24 protein-coding genes and 1 tRNA gene are annotated in these 25,600 nt (G+C 66.9%); 11 read left to right on the top strand and 14 right to left on the bottom strand.

Annotated elements, in window-relative coordinates; genetic code table 11:
- Positions 1-2: 2 nt before the first annotated feature.
- Positions 3-446 (top strand): GNAT family N-acetyltransferase, encoded by a 444-nt coding sequence (locus WMC41_RS21080; protein WP_133035507.1) that lies wholly within the window; start codon positions 3-5, stop codon positions 444-446.
- A 21-nt stretch (positions 447-467) separates the two neighbouring features.
- Here the strand turns inward: WMC41_RS21080 and WMC41_RS21075 are convergent, their stop codons facing one another.
- Positions 468-1,358, bottom strand: coding sequence for a LysR substrate-binding domain-containing protein (locus tag WMC41_RS21075; RefSeq protein ID WP_432346176.1), 891 nt, complete (start codon positions 1,356-1,358; stop codon positions 468-470).
- 152 nt (positions 1,359-1,510) lie between these two features.
- On the opposite strand from WMC41_RS21075, the gene WMC41_RS21070 reads away from it, so the two are divergent.
- Positions 1,511-2,509: an aldo/keto reductase gene (locus WMC41_RS21070; RefSeq protein ID WP_432346174.1), complete on the top strand. Its 999-nt coding sequence runs from the start codon at positions 1,511-1,513 to the stop codon at positions 2,507-2,509.
- 237 nt (positions 2,510-2,746) lie between these two features.
- On the opposite strand, the gene WMC41_RS21065 is transcribed toward WMC41_RS21070, so the two are convergent.
- From WMC41_RS21065 to gcl, 4 genes are all read right to left on the bottom strand, one after another.
- Positions 2,747-4,015, bottom strand: coding sequence for a glycerate kinase type-2 family protein (locus WMC41_RS21065; protein WP_432346172.1), 1,269 nt, complete (start codon positions 4,013-4,015; stop codon positions 2,747-2,749).
- A gap of 247 nt (positions 4,016-4,262) precedes the next feature.
- The gene (locus WMC41_RS21060) at positions 4,263-5,147 is read right to left on the bottom strand and encodes a 2-hydroxy-3-oxopropionate reductase (protein ID WP_432346170.1); all 885 of its coding nucleotides are present in this window, start codon (positions 5,145-5,147) and stop codon (positions 4,263-4,265) included.
- 43 nt (positions 5,148-5,190) lie between these two features.
- The gene (hyi, locus tag WMC41_RS21055) at positions 5,191-5,970 is read right to left on the bottom strand and encodes a hydroxypyruvate isomerase (protein WP_432346168.1); all 780 of its coding nucleotides are present in this window, start codon (positions 5,968-5,970) and stop codon (positions 5,191-5,193) included.
- A gap of 20 nt (positions 5,971-5,990) precedes the next feature.
- Positions 5,991-7,775, bottom strand: coding sequence for a glyoxylate carboligase (gcl, locus tag WMC41_RS21050; protein WP_432346166.1), 1,785 nt, complete (start codon positions 7,773-7,775; stop codon positions 5,991-5,993).
- 265 nt (positions 7,776-8,040) lie between these two features.
- Between gcl and bhcR the strand changes: the two genes are divergently transcribed.
- On the top strand, positions 8,041-8,862 hold the full coding sequence (bhcR, locus tag WMC41_RS21045) for an HTH-type transcriptional regulator BhcR (protein ID WP_432346164.1): 822 nt from the start codon (positions 8,041-8,043) through the stop codon (positions 8,860-8,862).
- A 182-nt stretch (positions 8,863-9,044) separates the two neighbouring features.
- Here the strand turns inward: bhcR and guaD are convergent, their stop codons facing one another.
- On the bottom strand, positions 9,045-10,385 hold the full coding sequence (gene guaD, locus WMC41_RS21040; RefSeq protein WP_432346162.1) for a guanine deaminase: 1,341 nt from the start codon (positions 10,383-10,385) through the stop codon (positions 9,045-9,047).
- Positions 10,382-11,623, bottom strand: coding sequence for a urate hydroxylase PuuD (locus tag WMC41_RS21035; protein ID WP_432346160.1), 1,242 nt, complete (start codon positions 11,621-11,623; stop codon positions 10,382-10,384). Before WMC41_RS21035 ends, guaD begins: the two co-directional genes overlap by 4 nt.
- Before the next feature lie 140 nt (positions 11,624-11,763).
- On the opposite strand from WMC41_RS21035, the gene WMC41_RS21030 reads away from it, so the two are divergent.
- The 3 genes from WMC41_RS21030 to WMC41_RS21020 are packed head-to-tail and all read left to right on the top strand — an operon-like array spanning position 11,764 to position 13,449.
- Complete coding sequence (locus tag WMC41_RS21030) at positions 11,764-12,729, top strand: LysR family transcriptional regulator (RefSeq protein ID WP_432346158.1); 966 nt, start codon at positions 11,764-11,766, stop codon at positions 12,727-12,729.
- A 37-nt stretch (positions 12,730-12,766) separates the two neighbouring features.
- The gene (locus tag WMC41_RS21025) at positions 12,767-13,021 is read left to right on the top strand and encodes a type II toxin-antitoxin system Phd/YefM family antitoxin (protein ID WP_244770438.1); all 255 of its coding nucleotides are present in this window, start codon (positions 12,767-12,769) and stop codon (positions 13,019-13,021) included.
- Positions 13,021-13,449: a type II toxin-antitoxin system VapC family toxin gene (locus WMC41_RS21020; RefSeq protein ID WP_432346156.1), complete on the top strand. Its 429-nt coding sequence runs from the start codon at positions 13,021-13,023 to the stop codon at positions 13,447-13,449. Before WMC41_RS21025 ends, WMC41_RS21020 begins: the two co-directional genes overlap by 1 nt.
- Before the next feature lie 6 nt (positions 13,450-13,455).
- Here WMC41_RS21020 and xdhC read toward each other — a convergent pair whose 3' ends face one another.
- Genes xdhC through uraH form a run of 4 tightly spaced genes read right to left on the bottom strand, consistent with a single transcriptional unit; the run spans position 13,456 to position 18,573 of the window.
- Positions 13,456-14,301 carry a xanthine dehydrogenase accessory protein XdhC gene (gene xdhC / locus WMC41_RS21015; protein WP_432346155.1) on the bottom strand — a complete coding sequence of 282 codons (846 nt, stop codon included), beginning with the start codon at positions 14,299-14,301 and terminating at the stop codon, positions 13,456-13,458.
- Positions 14,302-14,349: 48 nt separating this feature from the next.
- On the bottom strand, positions 14,350-16,716 hold the full coding sequence (xdhB, locus tag WMC41_RS21010) for a xanthine dehydrogenase molybdopterin binding subunit (protein ID WP_432346153.1): 2,367 nt from the start codon (positions 16,714-16,716) through the stop codon (positions 14,350-14,352).
- 3 nt (positions 16,717-16,719) lie between these two features.
- Positions 16,720-18,204 carry a xanthine dehydrogenase small subunit gene (gene xdhA / locus WMC41_RS21005; protein WP_432346151.1) on the bottom strand — a complete coding sequence of 495 codons (1,485 nt, stop codon included), beginning with the start codon at positions 18,202-18,204 and terminating at the stop codon, positions 16,720-16,722.
- A gap of 3 nt (positions 18,205-18,207) precedes the next feature.
- A complete protein-coding gene (gene uraH / locus WMC41_RS21000) occupies positions 18,208-18,573 on the bottom strand; it encodes a hydroxyisourate hydrolase (RefSeq protein ID WP_244770443.1) in 366 nt (121 codons plus the stop codon).
- 162 nt (positions 18,574-18,735) lie between these two features.
- Between uraH and puuE the strand changes: the two genes are divergently transcribed.
- The 5 genes from puuE to WMC41_RS20975 all read left to right on the top strand — a co-directional run bounded on the left by puuE (position 18,736) and on the right by WMC41_RS20975 (position 23,153).
- The gene (gene puuE, locus WMC41_RS20995; RefSeq protein ID WP_432346148.1) at positions 18,736-20,154 is read left to right on the top strand and encodes an allantoinase PuuE; all 1,419 of its coding nucleotides are present in this window, start codon (positions 18,736-18,738) and stop codon (positions 20,152-20,154) included.
- A gap of 10 nt (positions 20,155-20,164) precedes the next feature.
- Positions 20,165-21,181, top strand: a complete 1,017-nt coding sequence (gene alc / locus WMC41_RS20990; protein ID WP_432346146.1) for an allantoicase — start codon at positions 20,165-20,167, stop codon at positions 21,179-21,181.
- The gene (locus WMC41_RS20985; RefSeq protein WP_432346144.1) at positions 21,178-21,663 is read left to right on the top strand and encodes an ureidoglycolate lyase; all 486 of its coding nucleotides are present in this window, start codon (positions 21,178-21,180) and stop codon (positions 21,661-21,663) included. Before alc ends, WMC41_RS20985 begins: the two co-directional genes overlap by 4 nt.
- 97 nt (positions 21,664-21,760) lie before the next feature.
- A complete protein-coding gene (locus WMC41_RS20980) occupies positions 21,761-22,372 on the top strand; it encodes a helix-turn-helix domain-containing protein (protein WP_432346142.1) in 612 nt (203 codons plus the stop codon).
- Positions 22,356-23,153: an SRPBCC family protein gene (locus tag WMC41_RS20975; RefSeq protein ID WP_432346140.1), complete on the top strand. Its 798-nt coding sequence runs from the start codon at positions 22,356-22,358 to the stop codon at positions 23,151-23,153. The genes WMC41_RS20980 and WMC41_RS20975 overlap by 17 nt, the downstream gene beginning before the upstream one ends.
- Before the next feature lie 57 nt (positions 23,154-23,210).
- Here the strand turns inward: WMC41_RS20975 and WMC41_RS20970 are convergent, their stop codons facing one another.
- The 3 genes from WMC41_RS20970 to WMC41_RS20960 all read right to left on the bottom strand — a co-directional run bounded on the left by WMC41_RS20970 (position 23,211) and on the right by WMC41_RS20960 (position 25,516).
- Positions 23,211-24,503, bottom strand: coding sequence for an NCS2 family permease (locus WMC41_RS20970; protein WP_244770449.1), 1,293 nt, complete (start codon positions 24,501-24,503; stop codon positions 23,211-23,213).
- A 339-nt stretch (positions 24,504-24,842) separates the two neighbouring features.
- Positions 24,843-25,301 (bottom strand): YbaK/EbsC family protein, encoded by a 459-nt coding sequence (locus tag WMC41_RS20965; RefSeq protein WP_432346138.1) that lies wholly within the window; start codon positions 25,299-25,301, stop codon positions 24,843-24,845.
- A 138-nt stretch (positions 25,302-25,439) separates the two neighbouring features.
- Positions 25,440-25,516 (bottom strand) — tRNA-Met (locus tag WMC41_RS20960).
- Positions 25,517-25,600 lie beyond the last annotated feature (84 nt).

The following is a 25,600-nucleotide window of genomic DNA, read 5'->3' as shown; positions in this document are numbered from 1 at the left end:
CCATGGCCATCACCATCCGCGATGCGCTGGAGGGTGACGAGGCGGCCTGGAGAAAGCTCTGGGCCGGCTACCTCGCCTTCTACGAGACCGACGTGCCGGAGGAGGTGACCGCCTTCACCTGGGCACGCATCCTGGATCCCGGCTCGCGCGTCTCGATGCGGCTTGCCGAGGAGGACGGGACGGTGCTGGGCTTTGCCATCCACCACTACCACGATTCCACCTGGGGCATCGCGCCGGAAGGCTATCTCGAGGACATGTTCGTCGACGAGGGCACGCGCGGCAGGGGCATCGGCCGGGCGCTGATCGACGACCTCGTCACCATTTCCAGGCGCAACGGCTGGCGCGGCATCTACTGGCACACCCGCCAGGACAATGCGCGCGCCCGCAAGCTCTACGACAGCTATGTCGAGGCCGACGGGCATATCCGCTACCGGCTGAAAACCTGACACAGTTCCGTTGAGCCCGGGTCAGCCGCGGAACCGGAAGAAATCGACGAAGGCGCGCAGCGCCGGGCGCATCTGCCGGCGCGAGGGATAGTAGATCGAAAAGCCGTCGAAGGCCGGGCACCAGTCTTCCAGCACTGCGACGAGCCGGCCGGCCTCGATATCCTCGCCGACGCGCTGGTCGAAGACATAGGCAAGGCCCGCGCCGTCCATCGCGGCCGCGCGCATCAGCCGCTGGTCGGAGACGATCAGCGGGCCGGCGACGTCGACCGTCACCAGCCGCCCGTCCTTTTCCAGCTCCCAGCGATAGATCCGCCCGCTGGAAAAGCGCCGCCGGATGCAGCGGTGCTGCATGAGGTCGCGCGGCTGGACGGGTTTCGGATGACTCTCGAAATAGGCCGGCGCGCCGACGATGAGGCCGCGCCAGGGGCCGCTCGCCCGGACCGCGATCATGTCCGCCTCCAGATGTTCGCCGAGCCGCAGCCCGGCATCGAACCCCTTCTCGACGATATCCTCGAAGCGGTCGTCGGTCCGAAGGTCCAGCTCGATCTCCGGATAGGCGGCGAGGAAGGCGCCGAGCCGCGGCATGACGATGTCCTCGGCGGCGATCAGCGGCATGGTGACGCGCAGCGGACCGGCGGGGCGGCCCTGCCGGTCGGCAAGCGCCTCCATGGCCGAACCGATGTCGGAAAGCGCCGGCGCCAGCGTGTCGAGCAGCAAGCGTCCCTCCTCGGTCGGCGCCACGGAGCGGGTGGTGCGCGCGATGAGGCGCACGCCGAGGCTCGCCTCCAGCGCCGAGACCGCATGGCTGACGGCGGAGGGCGCGATGCCGAGTTCGCCCGCGGCCTTGCGAAAGCTGCGCGTCTCCGCGACGATGGCGAGCACGGCGAGCTGGGAAAGCTGGGTCCGGTTCATTGTTCCAACAGATAGAACAAGCCGTTGGCTTTTGCAGCAATTTTCCGATGAGGCGCCGCGTCCTAGATTGGCCTTGCCCGGATGACGGCGGACCGTTCGCCGCCCGGCCGCGCGGACCTGCCTCCCGGGGTCCACAGAAGAAGGATTTCGCCATGAAACACAGACAGCTCGGTATTCTCGACGTTTCCGCCCTCGGCCTCGGCTGCATGGGCATGAGCCATGCCTACGGCCCCTCCAGCGACGAGACGGCGGCCATCGACACGCTGCACCGCGCCGTCGATCTCGGCATCACCCTGTTCGACACGGCCGAGGTCTACGGCCCCTACAGGAACGAGATCCTCCTCGGCAAGGCGCTGAAGCCGGTGCGCGACAAGGTGGCGATCGCCACCAAGTTCGGCTTCCGCATCGATCCCGCCAAACCCTCGGCCGAGATGATCACGGGTACGGACAGCCGGCCGGAAAACGTCAGGGCCGTTGCCGAGGCCTCGCTGAAGCGGCTCGGCATCGAGGTCATCGACCTCTACTACCAGCACCGCGTCGACCCGGACGTGCCGATCGAGGAGACGGTGGGCGCCATGTCGGAGCTGGTGCGCGCGGGCAAGGTGAAGGCGCTCGGCCTTTCGGAAGCCGGCAGCGAGACGATCCGCAAGGCCCATGCCGTGCACCCGATCGCCGCCGTGCAAAGCGAATATTCGCTGTGGACCCGTGACGTCGAGGAAAACGGCGTGCTGGAGACCTGCCGCACGCTCGGCATCGGCTTCGTGCCCTTCAGCCCGCTCGGCCGCGGCGTGCTCACCGGCGCGCTGAAGAAGCTGGACGGCCTTGCCGCCGACGATTTCCGCCGCTCGCTGCCGCGCTTCGCCGCGGAGAATTTCGACGCCAACCTCGCGCTGGTCGCCCTCCTGGAGGAGATGGCGGCGGAAAAGGGCGTCGCCCCGGCGCAGCTCGCGCTTGCCTGGGTGCTGGCGCAGGGCGATTTCATCGTGCCGATCCCCGGCGCCAGCAAGGTGCCACACCTGGAGCAGAACGCCGCCGCCGCAGCTATCGTCCTGACGCCGGAGGAAGCCGCCCGCCTCGGCGACCTCCTGTCGCCGGCCAAGGTGGCCGGCGGACGCTACCCGCAGCGCATGGCCTCGATGGCCAACCGGTAGCGTGTTCACAGCCGCCCCTCATCCCGCTGCCGCGACCTTCTCCCCGCAAGCGGGGAGAAGGGGATGTCGGGCCGGTTTCCCGCAAGCGATGTTCTTCGGAAATCAAGGAAAGCTTTGCCTCCTCCTCCTTCTCCCCGCTTGCGGGGAGAAGGTGGCGGCAGCCGGATGAGGGGCTTTCCCGATGGCAAAGGGTCGCGGATCACTCCCGGCCCTGTATTTAGCCGGATTCTCCCACTCCTACTGGATGAGAATGGCCCGGAAATCGTTGACATTGGTGCCGGTCGGGCCGGGCACGAAGAGGTCGCCGAGCGCGTCGAAGGCGGTCCAGCTGTCGTTGCGGCCGAGGAATTCGGCGGCATCCTTGCCCTGGTCGGCGAGGCGCGCGACGGTGGTCCCGTCGGCGAAGGCGCCGGCATTGTCCTCCGAACCGTCGATCCCGTCCGTGTCGGCGGCAAGCGCAAAGAGACCCGGCAGGCCATCGATGCCGCAGGCGAGGGACAGGAGGAACTCGCCGTTGCGGCCGCCCTTGCCCTTGCCCCTGATCGTCACGGTCGTCTCGCCGCCCGACAGCACGACGACGGGCTTGCGGAAAGGCCGGTCGCGGCGCACCACCTCGGCGGCGATCGCCGCATGCACGCGGCCGACCTCGGCCGCCTCGCCCTCGATGGCGTCGGAAAGGATGACGGCCTCGACACCCGCCTTGCGCGCCGCTTCGGCGGCGGCCTCCAGCGAGACGGCGGCGGAGGCGACGAGCTTGACCGCATTGCGGGCGAAGGCGGCATCGGACGGCAGCGGCGGCTCGTCCTTGCCGTCGCGGATGTGGCGCATCACGGCTTCGGGCAGGTCGAGGCGGTAGCGCTCGATGAGGCGCAGGGCATCCGCGCGGGTGGTCTCGTCCGCGATGGTCGGGCCGGAGGCGACGAGGGCGGGATTGTCGCCGGGAATGTCGGAGACGACGAGCGAGACGACGCGGGCCGGATGGGCAAGCGCGGCAAGCCGGCCGCCCTTGATGCGCGAGACCTGCTTGCGCACGGCGTTCATGGCGCTGATCGGCGCGCCGGAGGCGAGCAGCGCCTTGTTGACGGCGATCTCGTCGGCAAGCGTCAGGTCGCCGGCCGGCGCCGGCAGCAGGGCCGAACCGCCGCCACAGACGAGGGCGACGACGAGGTCGTCCTCCGTGAGGCCCCGCACGGCGGCCATCAGCCGGCCGGAGGCGAGGAGCCCGCTGTCATCCGGCACCGGATGGGCGGCCTCCAGGATCTCGATGCGCTCGCAGGCGACGGCATAGCCGTAGCGCGTGACGACGACGCCGGTGAGCGGGCCGTCCCAGAGCCGCTCGAAGGCGCGCGCCATCTGCGCCGCGCCCTTGCCGGCGCCGATCACCACCGTACGGCCCTTCGGCTTTTCCGGCAGGTTGGCGGCCAGCACCTTGTCCGGATCGGCGGCGGAGACCGCGACGGAAAACAGATGTTCGAGAAAGGCGCGCGGATCGGCGATGGGCGGCATGGGTTCCTCCGGGTCACGCTGCGCCGGGCCTCGAAACGAGGGATTCCGGCAGCAGATTCAAAATTCTACAGCGGCCGTCGCTATGCGCGGGGCGCGCGGCGCTTCGGGCCGGGCAATTAAGCACAGCCCCTCACCCGCCCGCCAGCACCTCCCGATGAAAAAGAGCCGCGGCGGGGGATGAGGAGCCGCGCCGCCGCCTCCGGAAGGGGTGGCCGGGCGGGGCTCCCCTCCCCGCCCGGCCAGGCCGTCATGCGACGGCGTGGTTCGCCATGCGCTCCAGCGCCTTGACGAGACCTGAGTGATCGAGGCCGGCCTCGCCATGGGCGGCGCACTGGTTGAAGAGCTCCTGCGTGGACGCGGTGTTGGGCAGGGCGACGCCGAGCGCCTTGGCGCCCTGCAGCGCGAGGTTCAGGTCCTTCTGGTGCAGCGAGATGCGGAAGCCCGGATCGAAGGTGCGCTTGACCATGCGCTCGCCGTGCACTTCGAGAATGCGCGAGGAGGCAAAGCCGCCCATCAGCGCGGCGCGCACGCGCGCCGGATCGGCGCCGGCCTTCGAGGCGAAGACGAGGGCTTCGGACACCGCCTCGATGGTCAGCGCGACGATGATCTGGTTGGCGACCTTCGTCACCTGGCCGTCGCCGCAATCGCCGACGAGGGTGATGTTCTTGCCCATCAGCTGGAAGAGCGGCAGCGCCCGGTCGAAGCTTTCCTGCGAGCCGCCGGCCATGATGGAGAGCGAGGCGTTCTTGGCGCCGACCTCGCCGCCCGAGACCGGGCCATCGACATATTCGGCACCGGTCGCACGGATCTTCCTGGCAAATTCCTTGGTGGCGATCGGCGAGATCGAGCTCATGTCGATGACGAGCTTGCCGGCCGTAAGACCGTAGGAGACGCCGTTCTCGCCGAAGAGCACGTCTTCGACCTCGGGCGTATCGGGCAGCATGAGGATGATCGTGTCGACGGTCTCGGCCAGCACCTTCGGGCTGTCGACGATCTTCAGGCCGTTGTCGATGAGTTCCTGACGCGGCGGGATTGCGAATTTCGAGGTGATCACCGTGTGGCCGGCGTCCTGAAGGTGACGCGCCATGGGGGTGCCCATGATGCCGAGGCCGATGAAACCGATATTTGCCATGATCTGAACTCCCAGACTTTCAGCTTTGAATGTGTTTGTGTCTTCAGCGGCCGACTTCGGCCAGCCAGCCGAGGCCTTCCTGCGTCGTGGTGCGCGGCTTGTATTCGCAGCCGATCCAGCCGTCGTAGCCGAGCGCGTCCAGCGTCTTGAACACGAAGGGCCAGGCGATCTCGCCGGTGCCCGGTTCGCCCCGGCCCGGATTGTCGGCAAGCTGCACATGGGCGATCTGCGCCTGGTGCTTCCTGAACGTGCCGATCAGCTCGCCCTCGGTGCGCTGCTGGTGGTAGAGGTCGTACTGGATGAACAGGTTGTCGCTGCCCACCTCGGCGATGATGGAGGCCGCCTGGTCCGGGGTGTTGAGGTAGAAGCCCGGAATGTCGAAGCGGTTGATCGGCTCGATCAGAAGCCGGATTCCATGCTTGCCGAGCTCGCTAGCCGCCAGCTTCAGGTTGGCGACGAAGGTGGTGCGCAGCACCTCGTCCGGGACGCCGACCGGGGCGATGCCCGACAGGCAGTTGACCTGCCCGCAGCCGAGCGCCGTCGCATAGTCGATCGCCGAGGCCACGCCGCGGCGGAACTCGTCGACCCGGTCCGGCAGGACCGCGATGCCGCGCTCGCCGCCGGCCCAGTTGCCGGCCGGCAGGTTGTGCAGCACTTGCGTCAGGCCATTGAGATCAAGCGCGGCGCGCAGCGCCTCCTTGTCGAAATCGTAGGGGAAGAGATATTCCACCCCTTCGAAGCCGGCCTTGGCGGCCAGCGCGAAGCGCTCGAGGAACGGCGCCTCGTTGAAGAGCATGGTCAGGTTGGCCGCGAATTTCGGCATGGTGTTTTTCTCTCTTCGTCTCAGTCCAGGAGGGCCAGCGTCGCCGTCGGGGCGTCTTCGCCGCGTTCGGCCAGGTCCTCGAATTCGACGACGGCATTGATGTCGGCGCCCATGGCGATGTTGGTGACGCGCTCGAGGATGAACTCGATGACGACGGGGACCTGGTGCTCCTTCATCAGCGCCTGCGCGGTGTTGAAGGCTTCCTGGAACTCGTTCGGGCTGCGCACGCGGATCGCCTTGCAGCCGAGGCCTTCGGCGACGGCGACGTGGTCGACACCATAGCCGGCTTCCGAATCGCCCGATGCATTGATGTTGTCGAAGGCGAGCGAGACCTCGAAGTCCATGTTGAAGCCGCGCTGGGCCTGGCGGATGAGGCCGAGATAGGAATTGTTCACGACCACATGCAGGTAGGGCAGCTTGTGCTGGGCGCCGACCGCCAGCTCCTCGATGAGGAACTGGAAGTCATAGTCGCCGGACAGGGCGACGATCGGGCGATCGGGATCGGCGGCGCGCACGCCGAGCGCGGCGGGCAGCGTCCAGCCGAGCGGGCCGGCCTGGCCGCAGTTGATCCAGTTGCGCGGCTTGTAGACATGCAGGAACTGCGCGCCGGCGATCTGGGAAAGACCGATGGTCGAGACGTAGCAGGTGTCGCGGGCAAAGGCCTTGTTCATCTCCTCGTAGACGCGCTGCGGCTTCAGCGGCGTGTGGTCGAAATGGGTCTTGCGCAGCATGGTGCGCTTGCGCTCCTGGCACTCCTCGGCCCAGGCCGACCAGTCGCGCAGCTTGCCGGCGACCTTCCATTCGGTCGCGACGTCGAGGAACAACTTCAGCGCGGCGCCGGCATCCGAGACGATGCCGAAATCCGGCGTGAAGACGCGGCCGATCTGGGTCGGTTCGATATCGACATGGACGAAGGTGCGGCCTTCCGTATAGGTCGGGATATTGCCGGTGTGGCGGTTGGCCCAGCGGTTGCCGACGCCGAGGACGAAGTCGGAGGCGAGCAGCGTCGCGTTGCCGTAGCGGTGCGAGGTCTGCAGGCCGCACATGCCGGCCATCAGCCCGTGGTCGTCCGGGATCGTGCCCCAGCCCATCAGTGTCGGGATGACGGGAACGCCGGTGATCTCGGCGAACTCGACCAGAAGGTCCGAGGCATCCGCGTTGATGATGCCGCCGCCGGCGACGATCAGCGGGCGCTCGGCCGCGTTCAGCATGGCGAGGGCCTTTTCGGCCTGGGCACGGGTGGCGGCCGGCTTGTAGGGTTCGAGCGAGGCATAGGCGTCGATGTCGAACTCGATCTCGGCGAGCTGGACGTCGATCGGCAGGTCGATCAGCACCGGGCCGGGACGGCCGGAGCGCATCGTGTGGAACGCCTTCTGGAAGACATAGGGAACGAGGCCCGGCTCCATGACGGTGACGGCCCATTTTGTGACGGGCGCGGCGATCTTGGCGATATCGACCGCCTGGAAGTCCTCCTTGTCGAGGCGGGCGCGCGGCGCCTGGCCGGTGATGCACAGGATCGGGATCGAATCGGCGGAGGCCGAATATAGGCCGGTGATCATGTCGGTGCCGGCCGGGCCCGACGTGCCGATGCACAGGCCGATATTGCCGGCGCGGGCCCTCGTATAGCCCTCGGCCATGTGGCTTGCGCCCTCGACGTGGCGGGCGAGCACGTGGCGGACCGTGCCGCGCGCCTTCAGCGCCGAATAGAAGGGATTGATCGCAGCGCCCGGAACGCCGAAGGCACAATCGATGCCTTCCTTCTCCAGAACCAGGACCGCTGCATCGACAGCACGCATTTTAGCCATGGGATTTCCTCCGTCTCTTGAGAATGAAGGTAGCGCATCTGTTCCTGCGCGCAATCATAAAATGGAAATCAATCCCATCAGATGGAAATAAACATTTTCAACGAAACTGGAACAATCGCCACGGGCCGGCTATGTCATGGACGGGGTCGACAACGGCAGTCATATCGCAATCCCCCTCATCCGACCCTTCGGGCTACCTTCTCCCCGGAGAAGGTGCCGGCAGGCGGACGAGGGGGCTTGCGGCAAGCGGAAGAAGAGGCAGGGCATGGCGGAGCAGCAGGAGAAGACGCGGGGGCGGCCCGGCCGCAAGGCCGGCGAGAATGCGGCACCGTCCTCGGTGCAGGTGCTGGACCGCAGCCTGAGACTTCTCGATCTCGTGGCACGGGCGGACGGCGCGGCGCTCACCGACCTTGCAGACCAGTCGGCCATGGCGCCCTCCACCGTGCACCGCCTGCTGACCTCGCTCGCCCAGCACGGCATGGTCGCCCATGACGCGGAGACCGGCGCCTGGACGATCGGCGTGAAGGCCTTCGAGATCGGCACGGCCTATCTGCGCTTCCGCAAGCTCGGCACGATCAGCCGGCCGTTCCTCAAGCAGCTGATGGAGGGCTGCGGCGAGACCGCCAACATCGCCATCGAGGACGACGGCGACGTGGTCTTCATCTCGCAGGTGGAAAGCCATGCGCCGATGCGCGCCTTCTTCCGCCCCGGCCGGCGCGGGCCGATCCACGCCTCCGGCATCGGCAAGGCGATCCTCTCCACCTGGCCGGATGCCCGCATCGAGGCGCTGCTTTCCGGCCGCACGCTGCAGCATTTCACCGACAAGACGCGCGACACGATCCCGACGCTGCTGGAGGATATCGGGAGAATCCGCGCCCGCGGCTGGTCTATCGACGACGAGGAGCACACGCTCGGCATGCGCTGCGTGGCCGCGCCGATCTTCGACGAATATGGCGAGGCGGTGGCCGGCATTTCCGTGTCCGGCCCGGCGGTGCGCCTGCCCGACAGCAAGGTCGACGCCTTCGGCCCGGTCGTCAGGGCGGCGGCGGAGGGGTTGACCAAGGCGATGGGCGGGCGGGTGAAGTGAATTGGAAGCTGAGGAATGCCCCTCATCCCCCTGCCGGGACCTTCTCCCCGCAGGCGGGGAGAAGGAGAGCGGGGTAATGTCTCGCCTCGATCAAGGCAGGAGGGTGCGGCACCTTTCCTTCTCCCCGCCTGCGGGGAGAAGGTGGCCGGCAGGCCGGATGAGGGGCCAGGCCTCCTGATGTGTCAGGCCGTTTCGAGAACCCGCTTTTCAGAAGCGCCCGCCTTGCCCTTCCCCTTCATCGCCTTGCCGGCGACATAGACCTCGGCGACGCAGCGGTCGTCGCCCATGGTCTGCAGGATGAAGAGCTCCTCCGCCAGCGAGGTGGCGGTGCGCATGCGGTATTCCATCGCCGACTTGCCGGAGGAATCAAGCACGACGATATCCGCATCGGCCCCGGCATGCAGCGAGCCGATGTGCTTCTCAAGCCCGAGCGCGCGGGCATTGCCCAGCGTCAGGCGGTAGAAGGAATTGAACGGCGTCAGCTTCTGGCCGTTGAGGTGCAGCACCTTGTAGGCCTCGTCCATCGTTTCCAGCATGGAGAAGCTGGTGCCGGCGCCGACATCCGTCGCCACCGACCAGCGCGCGCCGAGCCGGTCGAACCTGTCGCGGTCGAAGAGACCCGAGCCGAGGAAGAGGTTTGACGTCGGGCAGAAGACGCCGACGGCGCCCGTCTCGGCGAGCACGGAAACCTCGCGGTCGCTGAGATGGATGCAATGGCCGAGCAGCATGCGGTCGTTCAGCAGGCCGTAGCGGGCGTAGATGTCCGTATAGTCCTTCGCCTGCGGGTAGAGCGAGGTGGCGAACGCGATTTCGTCGCGGTTCTCCGAAAGATGCGTCTGCACGAAGCAGGTCGGGTGCTCGGCGACGAGCGCCTGGCTCATCTCCATCTGCCCGGGCGTCGAGGTGATGGCGAAGCGCGGGCTGATCGCGTAGTGCGCGCGGCCGCGGCCGTGCCATTTTTCGATGAGCCGCTTCGTCTCGTCATAGCCCTGCTGCGGCGTGTCGCGCAGGGCGTCGGGCGCGTTGCGGTCCATCATCACCTTGCCGCCGACCATGCGCATGCCGCGTGCCTCGGCCGCCGAGAAATAGGCCTCGACGCTTTCGGGATGCACCGAGCAATAGGCGACGGCGGTCGTCGTGCCGTTCGAGAGCAGCTCGTCCATGAAGCGGTCCGCCACGGCAACGGCATGGGCGGCCTCGGCGAACTTCTGCTCCTCGACGAAGATATAGGTGTTCAGCCATTCCAGGAGCTGCGCGCCATAGGAGGCGATCGCCTGGGTCTGCGGGAAATGCAGGTGCGTGTCGATGAGGCCCGGCAGCACGAGGTGCGGACGATGGTCGGCGACCGCAACGCCGGGGCCGGCGCGCCTGGAGACCTCGGCATGCTCGCCGATCTCGACGACCTTGCCGCCCCGCACGAAGACCGCGCCGTCCTCGATGTAGCGCCAGGCGGCCGTGTCGTCGATGCCCTGCGGCTCGGCGAGGAAGGTCAGCACGCGGCCGCGGATCAGGAGTTCGCTCATTGGGTCTTCTCCCCGCTGATGGCGCTTTCGTACCAGGCGACGAGCAGGCGGCGCTCCTCGTCGGAGATTTGGGTCACGTTGGCCGGCGGCATGGCGTGCGAGCGGCCGGCCTGCAGGTAGATCTCGCGGGCGTGGTTGGCGATCTCGCTGTCCGTTTCCAGGACGACGCCCTTCGGCGCCGTGATGATGCCCTCCCAGCCCGGCTCCTTGGCATGGCACATGGCGCAGCGGCCGAGAACGGTGTCGCGCACCTTGGGGAACGCTTCAGCCGTGACGAAGGGCTGCTGGCTGGCCGAGACCTTCGCGTCGGCCGTCTCGCCGGTCAGCACCTTCGGCACGGTAGAGAGCCACATGATGATGACGAAAAGCAGCGCGGTGGCAAGCCAGGTCCAGGTCGGGTTGCCGGCATTGGCGTGGGTGGTGTTGAAGTAGTGGCGGATCGTGACGCCCATCAGGAAGACGAGCGAGGCGATGATCCAGTTGAACTCGGTGCCGAAGGCCAGCGGATAGTGGTTCGACAGCATCAGGAACAGCACCGGCAGCGTCAGGTAGTTGTTGTGGGTCGAGCGCTGCTTGGCGATCTTGCCGTATTTCGGATCGGGCGTGCGGCCGGCGATGAGGTCGGCGACGACGATCTTCTGGTTCGGGATGATGATGAAGAACACGTTGGCCGACATGATCGTCGCCGTGAAGGCGCCGAGATGGAGGAAGGCGGCGCGGCCGGTGAAGAGCTGCGTATAGCCCCAGGCGACGACGACGAGGATGAAGTAGAGCGCGATCATCAGCCGCGTGTTGTCGTTGCCGAAGGGCGACTTGCAGATCAGGTCGTACATGATCCAGCCGAAGGCGAGCGAGGCCAGCGAAATGCCGATCGCCACCGGCTTGGAGACATCGAGCACGTTCGGATCGATCAGGTAGAGGTCGGCGCCCGCGTAATACAGGAGACAGAGCATGCCGAAGCCGGACAGCCAGGTGACGTAGCTCTCCCATTTGAACCAGACGAGATGCTCCGGCATGTTGGCCGGCGCCACCAAGTATTTCTGGATGTGGTAGAAGCCGCCGCCATGCACCTGCCATTCCTCGCCATGGGCGCCCGGCGGCAGCGCGGGGTGTTTCTTCAGGCCCAGGTCGAGCGCGACGAAATAGAACGACGAGCCGATCCAGGCGATCGCCGTGATGACATGCAGCCAGCGGACGGCGAACATCAACCAATCCCAGGCTATGGCATATTCGTACATAGGGACCTCCTCCCATTTTCCATGGGCTTGTTTGCCATCAAGTGATTTTCACGGAAATCCCGGTGAATCCCGAACACTTTCAAAAAAATCTAAAAGATGGCCGCCTCTTTGCTCGGCACGCCGATGTGGTAGAAAGAGCCATGTCCTATCTCGATAATGTGCGCGTCTTCGTTCGCGTGGTCGAACTCGGTACCCTTTCGGCGGCGGGGCGCGACCAGCGCGTCACCCCCGCGGTCGCCAGCAATCGCATCAAGGAACTGGAGCGCCATCTCGGCGTGCGGCTGTTCAACCGCACGACACGCAAGCTCTCGCCGACCGAGCACGGCCGCGTGTTCTACGAGGGCGCGGTGAAGATCATCGAGGCGGTGAACGAGGCGGAGGCGGCGATCGCGGACCTGTCGCGCAACCCCAAGGGCTCGCTCCGCATCACCGCGCCGCTCGGCATCGGCCGGCGGCTGATCGCGTCGGGCATTCCGGAATTCCACGACAAGTATCCCGACATCGAGGTGCGGGTGCGCCTGTCGGACCACAATGTCGATATCCTCGCCGAGGGCGTCGACGTCGCCTTCAAGCTCGGCGTGCTGGAGGATTCGAACCTGCGCATGCGCGGCATCCTCAATTGCGAGCGGGTGCTCTGCGCCTCGCCGGCCTATCTTTCCCGCCGCGGCACGCCGAGGACGGCCGATGCACTGATCGCCGACAAGCACGACTGTCTGCTGCTGCGCTATCCCGGCTCGAAGGAATATTACTGGACGCTGGTGACCGCCGAGGGCGTGCGCAAGTTCGAGGTCGCCGGACCCTATGACAGCGACGACGGCGACGTGCTGACGCAATGGGCGCTGGAAGGTCGCGGCATCATCAACAAGCCGCTCTTCGAGGTGAAGGCCCATCTTGCCGAGGGCCGCCTGGTGGAGATCCTGAAGGACAGCCCGCCCGCCTCCGTGCAGCTCGCCGCGATCTATCCGCACAAGCGTTTCCAGGATCCCAAGGTGCGGCTGATGATCGATTTCATGGCCGAGCGATGTCAGCGGCTGATCGGCCGGCTGCTCGGAGAGGATATCGACGGCGGCAAAGCCGAGGCGGTTGAAGCAGACAGCGAGAAATAGTATATTTCTTCCAAGAATGTACTAGATGGAGAAGCCCATGTCCTTCGCCTCCATGACCAGCGCCGACTTCAACCAGAATCCGAGCAAGGCGAAGAAGGCGGCAAACGAAGGCCCCCTCGTCATCACCGAGCATGGCGAGGCGCGCTATGTGCTTGTCCGCTACAGCGACTTCAAGGACCATTGGCGAAAGTCGAAAAGCCTGTATGACGCCCTCAACCACAAGGGTTCCAGGTTCGATGACGATTTTGCGCCCGAACGCGCCAGCTTCGAGGGCCGGGACGTCGAATTCTGATGGCATTCCTGCTCGATACGAACGTTGTTTCCGCATCCCGCAAGGCTGGGCGTCAGGCCGCTGAGTTCCAGGAATTTCTCCACGCGTTCGATGTCGAGACCGCTTATCTATCGACGGTAACGATCATGGAGATCGAGTTCGGCATACAACGCGAACGTCTTCGCAATCCCGATTTTGCCGATGACCTTTCCCTGTGGCTGACGGCCGTCGTGCTGCCGGAATTTTCCGCAAGGCTCCTGCCGTTCGATATGCAGGCGGCCTCGATCGCAGGTCGATTGCCGACACCCGGCAGGAAACCGACTGCCGACGGCATGATCGCGGCGACCGCACTCGCCAACGATCTGGTCCTCGTCACACGCAACCTTTCGGACTTCCAGCCGCTCGGCGTCCCATGCCTCAACCCGTGGGAAAAGGCTGCCGGGAAATAGACTGCTTCAATCCCTGACGGGAACCGCATCCTGACGCGCGCCTGCCCAGGTCAGCGCGGCCGTCATGATCTCGGCGGTCGCAAGCGCCGCGATCACCGCCGGGCGCTTGTCCTTCACGAACGTGCCGCCGATCGGGCAGACGAGGCGGTCGAAAAGGTCGGGCTGGCCGATCTCGCGCGACAGCCAGTTGCGGAAGGTCGTGCGCTTGGTCTTCGAGCCGATCATGCCGACATAGGCGGCGTCGTTGCGCTTCAGCGCCTCGGCCGTGATCAGGAAATCCAGCGCGTGATCGTGGGTCAAAACGACGAAGCTGCTGCCGGCCGGCGCATCGCGCACCACGGCCTCGGGCATGGCGGTGAGGCAGGTCTCGATGCGCGGCACCGTCGAGGCGACGAGCTCGTCCTCGCGGGTATCCACCAGCACGACGCGCAGCGGGGCGAGCGACAGCGCCATGGCGAGCGCATCGCCGACATGGCCGGCGCCGAAGACGTAGACATGCGGCCTCAGGGCCATCTCACGGTCGCTGCGGGCGATAAGGTCGCGCGCAAGCGCCGGGTTCATGGCGGTGAAGGTGAGGCCGACGCGCCCGCCGCAGCACTGGCCGATCTCCGGGCCGAGCGGCACGCTCATCGGCGCGGCGGCCGCGCCCGAGCGCAGCGCGCGCCGGGCCTGGTCGATCGCCATATATTCGAGCTGCCCGCCGCCGATCGTCGCGAAGATCTCCCGTTCCGAGACCAGCATGAAGGCGTCCGTATCGCGCGGCGTGGACCCTGCCGCGCCCGTCACCTCGACCAGGATCGACCCCGGCGCCCGGCGCAGGAAATCCCGGATGTCTTCGCGCACGGCGGGCATGGCCTCACCCCTTGCTTTCTTTGCCGCAATTCCGGACGGAAAACCGCATCACACTTTTCCTGGAATTGCTCGGGCCGCCTTGAGGCGTTCGATCGCCATCAGCACGCGCTCGGGCGTTGCCGGGGCGTCGAGCCGCGGGCAGATCCTGTGGTCCGCCACGCTCGCCACCGCGTCCGACAGCGCATGCAGCACGGCAAGGCCGAGCGGCAGCGGCGGCTCGCCCACCGCCTTGGAGCGGTGGATCGTCGGCTCATAGGCTTCCGACCAGTCGGTCAGCGCCACATTGAAGATCTTCGGGCGATCCGAGGCGAGCGGGATCTTGTAGGTGGAGGGTGCGTGGGTGCGCAGCCGCCCCTTGCCGTCCCACCACAGTTCCTCCGTGGTCAGCCAGCCCATGCCCTGGATGAAGCCGCCCTCGACCTGGCCGATGTCGATGACCTTGTTCAGCGACCGGCCGGTATCGTGCAGGATGTCGGTGCGCTCGACGACATATTCGCCGGTCAGCGTATCGACCGAGACCTCCGAGCAGGCCGCGCCATAGGCGTAGTAGTAGAAGGCGTGGCCCCGGCCTTTCGAGCGGTCCCAGTGGATCTTCGGCGTCTTGTAGAAGCCCGCCGCCGAGAGCTGGACGCGGGCCATGTAGGCCTTCTTCACAAGATCGTTGAAGGCCATCTCGGCATTGCCGATGCGCACCCGGTTCGGCAGGAAGACGACCTGGTCGCGCGGCACCTGATGGCTTTCCGCGGCGAAATCGATCAGCCGGTCCTTGATCTGGCGCGCCGCGTTCTGCGCCGCCATGCCGTTGAGGTCGGCGCCGGACGAAGCCGCCGTCGGCGAGGTGTTCGGCACCTTGGCCGTCGTCGTCGCCGTGATCTTCACCCGGTCGAGGTCGATCTGGAACTCTTCCGCCACCACCTGCGCCACCTTCAGGTGCAGGCCCTGGCCCATTTCCGTACCGCCATGGTTCATGTGCACGGAACCGTCCGTGTAGACATGCACCAGCGCGCCGGCCTGGTTGGATTCCGTCTTGGTGAAGGAGATGCCGAACTTGACCGGCGTCAGCGCGAGGCCGCGCTTGACGATGCGGCTCTTCGCGTTGAACGCGCGGATCGCCTCGCGCCGGCCGGCATAGTCGGCGCTTTCCTCAAGCTCCGCGACGATACGCTGGATGATGCAGTCCTCCACCTTCTGGTGGTAGGGCGTGAGGTTGCGGGTCCCCTCGACGCCCATCGCGTCGTAGAAGTTCAGCTTGCGGATCTCGAGCGGGTCCTTGCCGACGGCGAAGGCCACCTCGTCGATGACGCGCTCGGCGCCCACCATGCCCTGCGGGCCGCCGAAGCCGCGGAAGGCGGTGTTCGAGACGGTGTTGGTGTGCAGGAGCGCCGTCCTGGCGTGCACATGCGGGAAGAAATAGGCATTGTCGCAGTGGAACAGTGCGCGGTCGCCCACCGGACCAGAGAGGTCCGCCGAGAAACCGGCCCTGAGCGCGAAGGTGTAGTTGATGCCGAGGATGCGGCCCTCGTCGTCGAAGCCGACATCGTAGTCGATGGCGAAATCGTGCCGCTTGCCGGTCGCCACCATGTCCTCGTCGCGGTCGAGCCGGAGCTTGACGGCGCGGCCCAGCTTCTTGGCGGCGATGGCGGCGAGCGCGGCGCACTGGTTGGCCTGGGTCTCCTTGCCGCCGAAGCCGCCGCCCATGCGGCGCACCTCCACGGTCACGGCATGGCTCGGCACGCCGAGCGCGTGGGCGACGAGATGCTGCGTCTCGCTCGGCCCCTGGGTGGAGCAGTAGACGGTGACCTCGTCGTCCTCGCCCGGCACGGCGAGCGAGACCTGGCCTTCGAGATAGAAATGGTCCTGTCCGCCGAGCCGCATGCGGCCCTTCACCCGGCGCGGCGCGCTGTCGAGGGCGGCGGCCGCATCGCCGCGCTTCAGCGTCAGCGGCGGAAAGACCTGGCGGTGCGTCTTCTGGTCGAGGTCCCAGATGTCGATATTGGCGGGCAGCTCCTCGTATTCGACCCTGGCAAGGCGCGCGGCGCGGCGGGCCTCCTCGCGCGTCTCAGCGATCACGCAGAAGATCGGCTGGCCGTGGAACTCCACCTTACCGGCGGCGAGCACGGGATCGTCGTGCATGCCGGAGGGCGAGATGTCGTTGTCGCCGGGAATGTCCTCGTGGGTCAGCACGTCGACGACGCCGGGGGCGGCGCGCACGGCCGAAAGGTCGAGAGATTTCACGACGCCATGGGCGACGGTGGAAAGGCCGAGGCCGGCATGCAGCGTGCCGGCGGGCTCGGTGATGTCGTCGATATAGACGGCCGTGCCGGCGACGTGCTTGTGCGCGGAATCGTGGCGCGGGCTCGCATGCACGCCGCCGGTGATCTTTTCCGCCTTGAGGTCTGGAGTGTGCTTGTTCATGGCTTACGCAGCCTCGTATCTGGACACCTGCGTGGCTTCCCCGCTGGTCGTCGTTTCCACATAGAACCGCAGGAGCAGGTTCCTGGCCACCATCGCGCGATATTCCGCGGTCGCGCGCATGTCGGTCAGCGGCGTGTAGTCCTCGGCATATTTCGCCATGGCCGCTTCCACCGTCGCCTCGGTCCAGCTCTGGCCGAGCAGCGCCTTCTCGACGGCGAAAGCGCGCTTCGGCGTCGCCGCCATGCCGCCATAGGCGATGGTGATGGCGGCGACCGTGCCGTCCGCGGCAAGCGCCAGGCGGAAGGCGCCGAGCGTTGCGGTAATGTCCTCGTCGCGGCGCTTGGTCACCTTGTAGACGGCGAACTTTTCCGCCGCGGGAGGAACGGGCACCGTAAGGGATTCCACGAATTCGCCGGGCTGGCGGTCCTGCTTGCCATAGGCGATGAAGAAATCCTCGAGCGGGATGGTGCGCCGTTCCGCGCCCTTGCGCAAGGTCACCGACGCGCCGAGCGCGATCAGCGCCGGCGGCGTGTCGCCGATCGGCGAGCCGTTGGCGACATTGCCGCCGATCGTGCCCATGTTGCGCACCTGCTGGCCGCCGATGCGGGTGATGAGCGGGCCGAGCGCCGGAATGTGCCGCGAGAGCGTCGCGATGGCCTCGCTATAGGTAACGCCCGCGCCAAGGGTGATCACGCCGTCCTGCACCGTGATCGCCTTCATCTCCTGAAGGCCGGCGATGAAGACGACCGGCGTGATGTCGCGCATGTGCTTGGTGACCCACAGGCCGACATCAGTGGAGCCGGCCACCACCGTGGCGGCGGGTTCGGCCTCCAGCACGGCGGCGAAATCATCGAGGTCCGTCGGCACGACGAACCGCTTCTTGCCCTCGCCGATCTCGACGCGCGCGCCGTCGGCGAGCGCCTTGAGGCGCGCGATCATCGCCTGGCGTTCGGCAAGCAGCGGGTCCTTCTCCGTGCCGCCATAGCTGGAGATGGCGCGGGCGGCGCGCAGGATCGGCTCGTAGCCGGTGCAGCGACAGAGATTGCCCTGCAGCGCCGTCTCGATCTCCTGGTCGGTCGGGTTGGGCGACTGCATCCACAGCGCATAGAGCGACATGACGAAGCCCGGCGTGCAGAAGCCGCATTGCGAGCCGTGGTAATCCACCATGGCCTGCTGCACGGGGTGCAGGCGGCCGTCGCCGGCGGCGAGATGCTCGACGGTGACGACATGACAGCCGTCCAGCGAGCCGAGGAAGCGGATACAGGCATTGACGCCCTCGTAGACAAGGCCGCCCGCAGGCGTCAGCCGGCCCACCAGCACCGTGCAGGCGCCGCAGTCGCCCTCGGCGCACCCTTCCTTGGTGCCCTTGAGCAGGCGCGCGAGGCGCAGCCAGTCGAGCAGCGTCTGGTCCGGCGCGACGTCGCTGAGCGCGACGTCGCGGCCATTGAGAATGAAGCGCAGTTCCGAGCGGATGTTGGCGGCCGCCATGGCTTAGCTCCCGCGGTAGGTGGAATAGCTGAAGGGCGAGACGAGCAACGGTACATGGTAGTGCACGCCCTCGTCGGCAAGGCCGAAGCGGATCGGGATGATGTCGAGGAACATCGGGCCATCCCCCGTACGGCCGAGATAATCGCCGGCGTGGAAGCGCAGCTCGTAGGTGCCGGCCTTCATCGTCTCGCCGGCCAAGAGCGGCGCATCGCAGCGGCCGTCGTCGTTCGTCTCGGTGGTCTTGAGAAGGTGCAGCGTGTCGCCCTCCACCCTATAGAGATCGATGCGCAGGCCTTCCGCCGGCTTGCCGCGCGCCGTGTCCAGCACATGGGTCGTGAGGCGGCCGGCCCCTTGCGAATGAGTTTGCATGTCTTTCCTCCCGAACACAGCGCTCCGATAATCACTATCCACCAGCCCCCTGCCACTGAAAAGCAGCAGGATCGTTCGAGACTTTCAAAATTTCCGTGGGGAATGGCGCAGCCGATTTGCGGTTAGAAATTCCGCATCGAAAACGTTTGGAGGAGCGTTCCCATGCGATATTGCCGTGACATGCACGGATATGGACAGACACCGCCGGCCGCCCGGTGGCCGGGCGAGGCGCGCGTCGCCGTGCAGTTCGTGCTGAACTACGAGGAGGGCGGCGAGAACTGCGTGCTGCATGGCGATGCGGCATCCGAGGCCTTTCTCTCCGAGATCGTCGGCGCCGCCCAGTGGCCGGGCCAGCGCCACTGGAACATGGAATCGATCTACGAATACGGCGCGCGCGCCGGCTTCTGGCGCCTGCACCGGCTTTTGACCGAAAAGAACGTGCCCGTCACGGTCTACGGCGTCGCCACCGCGCTCCGCCGTTCGCCCACCCAGGTGGCCGCCATGCTGGAGGCCGGCTGGGAGATCGCCTCGCACGGCCTCAAATGGGTCGAGCACAAGGACATGACGGCGGAGGACGAACGCACCGCCATCGCCGAGGCGATCCGCCTGCACACGCTCGTCACCGGCGAGCGGCCGCGTGGCTGGTATACCGGCCGCTGTTCGGTGAACACCATCGACCTCGTCGCCGAGGCGGGCGGCTTCGCCTATATCTCCGACACCTATTCCGACGACCTGCCCTACTGGTACGAGCACGGCGGCCGGCAGCAGCTCATCATCCCCTATACGCTCGACGCCAACGACATGCGTTTCGCGACGCCCCAGGGCTTCAACAGCGGCGACCAGTTCTTCAGCTACCTGAAGGACAGCTTCGATGCGCTCTACGCGGAAGGCGCCAAGGGCAGCCCGAAAATGATGAGCATCGGCCTGCACTGCCGCCTGATCGGCCGGCCGGGCCGCGTCATGGCGCTCGCCCGCTTCATCGACTATGTGCAGAGCCACGAGAAGGTCTGGATCGCGCGGCGCGTCGACATCGCCGAGCACTGGGCGAAGATCCATCCGCCGCAGCCGCCGGCCGAGCGCCCCTCGCAGATGACCGAAGAGGCCTTCGTCGCGCGTTTCGGCGGCGTGTTCGAACATTCCGACTGGGTCGCCCGCCGCGCCTTCGCCGACGAACTTTCGCCGGCAAACGACACGGCGACCGGCCTTGCCGCCGCCCTCACCTTCCAGTTCCGCGCGGCCAGCGATGCCGAGCGGCTTCGCGTGCTCGTCGCCCACCCGGACCTTGCCGGCAAGCTGGCCCAGGCGAAACGCCTTACCGCGAGCTCCACCGAGGAACAGGCCTCCGCCGGCCTCGACGCGCTGACCGACGCGGAGCGCGCCCGCTTCACCGAATTGAACGAGGCCTATGTGAGGAAATTCGGCTTCCCGTTCATCATCGCCGTGCGCGACAACACGAAGGCCGGCATCCTCGCCGCCTTCGAGGCCCGCATCGGCAACGACCGCGACACCGAGCTTTCCACCGCCTGCCGGCAGGTGGAGCGCATCGCGCTGCTGCGGCTCAAAGCCATGCTGCCGGCCTGAGAGCGGAACCATGTCGACCGGCGCCCTGCCCGCCTTCACGCGCGGAACGATCAACCTAGCCTCGGCGGGTCTCGGGGCAAGGGCCATCTTCGCGACGGACGAGTTCTTCGGGCCGCTGTCGCGCCTGCTGGCCGATGAACCCGCGGTCTACCGGCCGGGCGTCTACGACGACAACGGCAAATGGATGGACGGCTGGGAAACCCGCCGTCGCCGGGGACCCGGCCACGACCATGCCGTCATCGCGCTGGCAACGCCCGGCCGCATCCGCGGCTTCGACGTCGATACGGCCCATTTCACCGGCAACTTCCCGACGGCCTGCGCCATCGAGGCCTGCCATGCGCCGGAAGGGCCGAATGCACGGACATCCTGGACGGCGGTGCTGGGTCCAAGCCCGCTCGGGCCAGGCGCCCAGCATTTCTTCGACTGCGGCGACGACGGGCTCTACAGCCATGTGCGGCTGCGCATCTATCCCGACGGCGGCGTGGCGCGGCTGCGCGTCTACGGCAAGCCGGTGCTCGACCGGACGGCGATCGGCGGCGAGCCGATCGACCTTGCGGCGGCGCTCGCCGGCGGAGAGGTCGTCGCGCTTTCGAACGGGCATTACGGCCACCAGCGCTTGCTCGCGCCCGGCCGCGGCATCAATATGGGCGACGGCTGGGAGACCAGCCGCCGCCGCGTGCCCGGCCACGAATGGATCGTGGTCAGGCTCGCAGCACGGGCGACGATCGAAAGCATCGTCGTCGATACCGCCCATTTCAAGGGCAACTACCCGGATGCCTGCTCCCTGCAGGCCGCCGACCTGACGGGCACGACGGGGGACCTCCCCACCCTTGTCACCGCCGCGTCGATGTTCTGGCAGGAGATCCTGCCCGAGCAGAAGCTCGCCGCCGACCGCATCCATACGTTCGGCGGCACTCTCGTGAAACGGGCGGGTGCCGTGACGCATGTCCGCCTGAACATCCATCCGGACGGCGGCGTGAGCCGCCTGCGTGTTTTTGGCCATCCGGCCGAGGGAGGAAAGACATGAAGACCATCGAGATCAAGCCGCTCACCCGCGAGGCCTTCGCGCCCTTCGGCCAGGTGATCGAGCGGGAAGGCGCGCATACCTTCCCGATCAATGCGGGCAAATGCACCCGTTACCATGACCTCGCCAATATCGAGACGACGGGCGAGAAGGCCCGGCCGATGATCAGCCTCCTGCGCGGCGAGCCCTATCCGCTGCCGCTGGAGCTGGCGATGGTCGAGCGCCACCCGCTCGGCAGCCAGGCCTTCATTCCGCTCGGCGACGCCTCCTTCCTCGTCGTCGTCGCCGAGGAGACGGAGAACGGCCCCGCCGAGCCGATCGCCTTCCGCACCGCGCCCGGCCAGGGCGTCAATATCGGCCGCAATGTCTGGCACGGCATCCTGACGCCGCTCGACACGGTCTCGGATTTCGCCGTGGTGGACCGCGGCGGCGAGGGCGTGAACCTCGAGGAGCATTTCTACGCCGAACCCTTCCTGATCCGCTGATCCGCCCACCGGGATCACGGATCCGCCGGCCCGCCTCCACGGGCCGGCATTTTTTTATTCTCCTTGACAAATTTTCCTGTCAATGGAATCCTGCCGCATGCTCGATCTCGATATCCTCGACACGCCGGCCGCCGCGGCGCTTGCCCTCGATCCGATCAAGGCGCGCCTGCTCGCCGAGCTTTCCGTTCCCGCCTCCGCGGCGACCCTCGCCGGCCGGGTGGGCCTGACGCGCCAGAAGGTGAACTATCACCTCAAGGCGCTGGAAGACGAAAAGCTGGTGGAACAGGCCGAGGCGCGCCGATGGGGCGGCATCACGGAGCGGCTGATGGTGGCGACGGCGCGCTCCTATGTCGTCTCGCCCGCCGCGCTCGGGCCGGTCGGCGCCGATCCCGGCATTTCCGGCGACCGGTTTTCGGCAAGCTATCTCGTGGCGCTCGCCGCCCGCATCGTGCGCGAGGTTGGGGCGCTCTGGCGCGGCGCCCGCGCCGCGGACAAGCGGCTTGCCACGCTTTCCATCGACACGACGATCCGCTTCGCCTCCCCCGCAGCGCGCGCCGCCTTCACGGCCGACCTCACCGAGGCGGTCGCGACCCTCGTCGCCCGCTACCACGACGAAAAGACCCCGGGCGGACGGGCACACCGGCTGGTGGTCGCCGCCTATCCCGCACCGACAAACCAGGAAAGGAAGTCCGATGCCGACGAAATTTGACGCAAGCGGCAAGCGCTGGGTGGAAATGGAGTTTCTCGTCCCCGGCACGCCCGAGGAGGTCTGGCAGGCCATGGCGACCGGGCCCGGCAATGCCGCCTGGTTCACCCGGGCCGAGATCGAGGAGAAGATCGGCGGCCAGCTGACCTTCCACTTCATGCCGGGGGTCACCTCCGGCGGCACGGTCACCGGCTGGGAGCCGCCGCACCGCTTCGGCTATGTGGAGGTGGGCTGGGCGGAGAATGCCCCGCCGGTCGCCACCGAGATCTCCATCATCGCCCGCTCGGGCGACCAGTGCCTCGTGCGCATGGTGCATTCCCTCTTCAGCGCGACGGACGACTGGGACGACCAGATGGAGGGCTTCGAATCCGGCTGGCCCGCCTTCATCGAGGTGCTGCGGCTCTATCTCGCGCACCATGCCGGCCAACCTGCCGCCTCCTTCCAGCTCTCGGCCGAGGCGACCGGCGAGGCCCTCGTCGTCTGGCGCAAGCTGCTCGACGGGCTCGGCCACGAGACGGCCGATGTCGGCGAGAACTGGACCGTCGAAGCCGGCGAGACGTTTTTCGGCGAGGTCGTCGGCGTGCGGCAGGACGACAGGCAGCGTTATGTCCTCGTGCGCATCGACGGCGAGGCGCCCGGCGTCGGCCTCTTCGGCCTCTACCGCTCGGGCGAGACGATCCGCCTCAGCGTCTGCCGCTTCTTCTACGGAAAGAGGGCCGCGGAGATAGCCGCGGCAAGCGAGCCGGTCTGGCAGGCCTGGCTCGACGGCGTCGCCAAATCCTGACATGCAAAACGGGCCGCGTTCATCACGCGGCCCGTTTCCCGTCGGAGAAAAATCCCCCTACTCCGCGAAGAAGGCGAAGCGGATGACGAAGAGCGCCGCGACGATCGCCGTTGCCGGGTGGATCTGCTTCCACCTGCCGGTAAAGAACTTCAGCACGACATAGCTGACGAAACCGAAGGCAAGGCCGTTGGCGATCGAATAGGTGAAGGGCATGGCGAGCGCGGTCAGCGCCGCCGGGGCCGCTTCCGTCAGGTCCTCCCACTCGATTTCCGTCAGTTCGCGCATCATCAGGCCGGCGACATAGAGCAGGGCCGGTGCCGTCGCATAGCTCGGCACGGAGCCGGCGAGCGGCGAGATGAAGAGGGCGGCGAGGAAGAGGATGGCGACGGTGAAGGCGGTGAGGCCGGTGCGCCCGCCCGCCTGCACGCCCGAGGCGCTTTCGACATAGGCCGTGGTGCTGCTGGTGCCGATCAGCGAGCCGGCGACGATCGCCGTGCTGTCGGCCAGGAGCGCGCGGCCGAGACGGCTCGGCTTGCCTTCCTGGATGAGGTTGGCGCGCTTGGCGACGCCGATCAGCGTGCCGGTCGCGTCGAACACTTCGACGAGCACGAAGACGAGGATGACATGCAGGAGGCCGCCGTGCAGCGCGCCCATGATGTCGAGCTGCAGGAAGGTCGGCATGATCGACGGCGGGGCGGAGACGAGGCCGCGGAACTCGCTGACGCCGAAGATCCAGGAGAGGACCGTGACGGCGAGGATGCCGATCAGGATCGCGCCCTTGACGCGCAGTGCATCGAGCACGGCGATGATGAAGAAGCCGAGGATGGCGAGCAGCGGGCCGGTCTGCTTGAGGTCGCCGAGGCCGACGAGCGTCGCCGGATTGTCGACGACGATGCCGGAGCTCTTCAGGGCGATGATGCCGAGGAAGAGGCCGATACCGGCGGCGATCGCGCTCCTCAGCGAATGCGGGATGCCGGCGATCAGCCAGCTGCGCACGCCGGTCACCGTCAGGATGACGAAGATGATGCCGGAAATGAACACCGCGCCCAGCGCCTGCTGCCAGGTGAAGCCGAGCGCCGCCACCACCGTGAAGGCGAAGAAGGCGTTGAGGCCCATGCCGGGCGCCATGCCGATCGGCCAATTGGCGACGGTCGCCATGACCATGGAGCCGAGCGCGGCGGCAAGACAGGTCGCGACGAAGACGGCGTCCCTGTCCATGCCGGTGGTCGACAGGATGTCCGGATTGACGAAGATGATATAGGACATGGTGAGGAAGGTCGTCAGACCCGCGATCACCTCGGTGCGCACGGTGGTGCCGTGCTCACGCAGCTTGAAAAGCCGTTCGAACATGTTTTCTCCCCCTGGCGTGCGCTCGTCGGCGCCGCCGTGCAAAACTTCCGGGTCGAGTTTGCTCCTCCAGCGACCCGGGACCTGGCGCGACGCTCCGCCATGCGAACCGCCTGCCTCGCGGATGTCCTCCGCGCCCGCGCGCCGCTGTCCGCCGGAAGCCGGCCGCGGTTGATCACAGTTTCGTCATATTGCTTGTTCGAGCGGAATTGCGCCAGCCCGGCATTTCCCCGGATTTGCTTGAAACTCTTTCACGGCGGAAGGGAGCAGCGCGCGCCTTCGCGGTCCTTTCGGCCCTGGAGCATTTCCCGCCGAAGCGAAGCCGCTTCGGCGGATAATGCTCTAGTCGCAGACGTCGACCCATTCGCCGTGAACGAGGCTTGCCATGCGCTCGGGCGCGATGCGCACCGCCGCATTCGTGGCGCCGGCCGCCGGCACCACCTCGGCAAAGGGCTTCAGCGAGGCGTCGCAATAGACCGGCAGGGGAGAGGGCAGGCCGAAGGGGCAGACGCCGCCGACCGGATGGGAAGTGACGGCGAGGACCTCCTGAGCCTCCAGCATGCGGGGCTTTGCGGCAAAGCGGTCCTTGAACTTTCGGTTGCTGAGCCTGGCGGTGCCGGCGGCCACGAGGAGCACGATCTCCTCGCCGACGCGCAGGCAGATCGTCTTGGCGATCTGCTCAGGCGCCACGCCATGCGCGGCCGCGGCGAGGGGCACGGTCGCGGAACTCTGTTCGGTGACCAGCACGGTGATTTCGGGAGCGTTTTCGCAGAAGAAGGCACGGACGGATTCGAGCGACATGTCGTCTTATAACCACGCCTGCCTTTGCGTTGCAATGTTTTGGGATGTTCGGGGTGGGATGAAGCGCTGTCGGGTTACGGCGAGGCGGCACAGCCCAGAAACGCAAAAAGCCCCACGGAGGGGGCTCTTTGGGATCGTTGGTTGCGGGGGCAGGATTTGAACCTGCGGCCTTCAGGTTATGAGCCTGACGAGCTACCGGGCTGCTCCACCCCGCGATATTCCGGTATTTCAAGAAGTGGGGTTTCCGCTTTTGCGGTCCTTGTCGGTTTTGGCCGATTTTGTTCCGAGAAGATTGTTTC

Source organism: Shinella yambaruensis, assembly GCF_050859155.1.
GTDB lineage: Bacteria > Pseudomonadota > Alphaproteobacteria > Rhizobiales > Rhizobiaceae > Shinella > Shinella yambaruensis.
The sequence above is the reverse complement of the archived record's forward strand: the minus strand, read 5'-3'. Positions and strand labels throughout refer to the sequence as shown.

What these genes read in the sequence shown, in the direction of transcription:
- WMC41_RS21080 (WP_133035507.1), top strand. Translation starts at nt 3, where the DNA reads ATGGCCATCACCATCCGCGATGCGCTGGAGGGTGACGAGGCGGCCTGG.
- WMC41_RS21075 (WP_432346176.1), bottom strand. Translation starts at nt 1,358, where the DNA reads ATGAACCGGACCCAGCTTTCCCAGCTCGCCGTGCTCGCCATCGTCGCG.
- WMC41_RS21070 (WP_432346174.1), top strand. Translation starts at nt 1,511, where the DNA reads ATGAAACACAGACAGCTCGGTATTCTCGACGTTTCCGCCCTCGGCCTC.
- WMC41_RS21065 (WP_432346172.1), bottom strand. Translation starts at nt 4,015, where the DNA reads ATGCCGCCCATCGCCGATCCGCGCGCCTTTCTCGAACATCTGTTTTCC.
- WMC41_RS21060 (WP_432346170.1), bottom strand. Translation starts at nt 5,147, where the DNA reads ATGGCAAATATCGGTTTCATCGGCCTCGGCATCATGGGCACCCCCATG.
- hyi (WP_432346168.1), bottom strand. Translation starts at nt 5,970, where the DNA reads ATGCCGAAATTCGCGGCCAACCTGACCATGCTCTTCAACGAGGCGCCG.
- gcl (WP_432346166.1), bottom strand. Translation starts at nt 7,775, where the DNA reads ATGGCTAAAATGCGTGCTGTCGATGCAGCGGTCCTGGTTCTGGAGAAG.
- bhcR (WP_432346164.1), top strand. Translation starts at nt 8,041, where the DNA reads ATGGCGGAGCAGCAGGAGAAGACGCGGGGGCGGCCCGGCCGCAAGGCC.
- guaD (WP_432346162.1), bottom strand. Translation starts at nt 10,385, where the DNA reads ATGAGCGAACTCCTGATCCGCGGCCGCGTGCTGACCTTCCTCGCCGAG.
- WMC41_RS21035 (WP_432346160.1), bottom strand. Translation starts at nt 11,623, where the DNA reads ATGTACGAATATGCCATAGCCTGGGATTGGTTGATGTTCGCCGTCCGC.
- WMC41_RS21030 (WP_432346158.1), top strand. Translation starts at nt 11,764, where the DNA reads ATGTCCTATCTCGATAATGTGCGCGTCTTCGTTCGCGTGGTCGAACTC.
- WMC41_RS21025 (WP_244770438.1), top strand. Translation starts at nt 12,767, where the DNA reads ATGTCCTTCGCCTCCATGACCAGCGCCGACTTCAACCAGAATCCGAGC.
- WMC41_RS21020 (WP_432346156.1), top strand. Translation starts at nt 13,021, where the DNA reads ATGGCATTCCTGCTCGATACGAACGTTGTTTCCGCATCCCGCAAGGCT.
- xdhC (WP_432346155.1), bottom strand. Translation starts at nt 14,301, where the DNA reads ATGCCCGCCGTGCGCGAAGACATCCGGGATTTCCTGCGCCGGGCGCCG.
- xdhB (WP_432346153.1), bottom strand. Translation starts at nt 16,716, where the DNA reads ATGAACAAGCACACTCCAGACCTCAAGGCGGAAAAGATCACCGGCGGC.
- xdhA (WP_432346151.1), bottom strand. Translation starts at nt 18,204, where the DNA reads ATGGCGGCCGCCAACATCCGCTCGGAACTGCGCTTCATTCTCAATGGC.
- uraH (WP_244770443.1), bottom strand. Translation starts at nt 18,573, where the DNA reads ATGCAAACTCATTCGCAAGGGGCCGGCCGCCTCACGACCCATGTGCTG.
- puuE (WP_432346148.1), top strand. Translation starts at nt 18,736, where the DNA reads ATGCGATATTGCCGTGACATGCACGGATATGGACAGACACCGCCGGCC.
- alc (WP_432346146.1), top strand. Translation starts at nt 20,165, where the DNA reads ATGTCGACCGGCGCCCTGCCCGCCTTCACGCGCGGAACGATCAACCTA.
- WMC41_RS20985 (WP_432346144.1), top strand. Translation starts at nt 21,178, where the DNA reads ATGAAGACCATCGAGATCAAGCCGCTCACCCGCGAGGCCTTCGCGCCC.
- WMC41_RS20980 (WP_432346142.1), top strand. Translation starts at nt 21,761, where the DNA reads ATGCTCGATCTCGATATCCTCGACACGCCGGCCGCCGCGGCGCTTGCC.
- WMC41_RS20975 (WP_432346140.1), top strand. Translation starts at nt 22,356, where the DNA reads ATGCCGACGAAATTTGACGCAAGCGGCAAGCGCTGGGTGGAAATGGAG.
- WMC41_RS20970 (WP_244770449.1), bottom strand. Translation starts at nt 24,503, where the DNA reads ATGTTCGAACGGCTTTTCAAGCTGCGTGAGCACGGCACCACCGTGCGC.
- WMC41_RS20965 (WP_432346138.1), bottom strand. Translation starts at nt 25,301, where the DNA reads ATGTCGCTCGAATCCGTCCGTGCCTTCTTCTGCGAAAACGCTCCCGAA.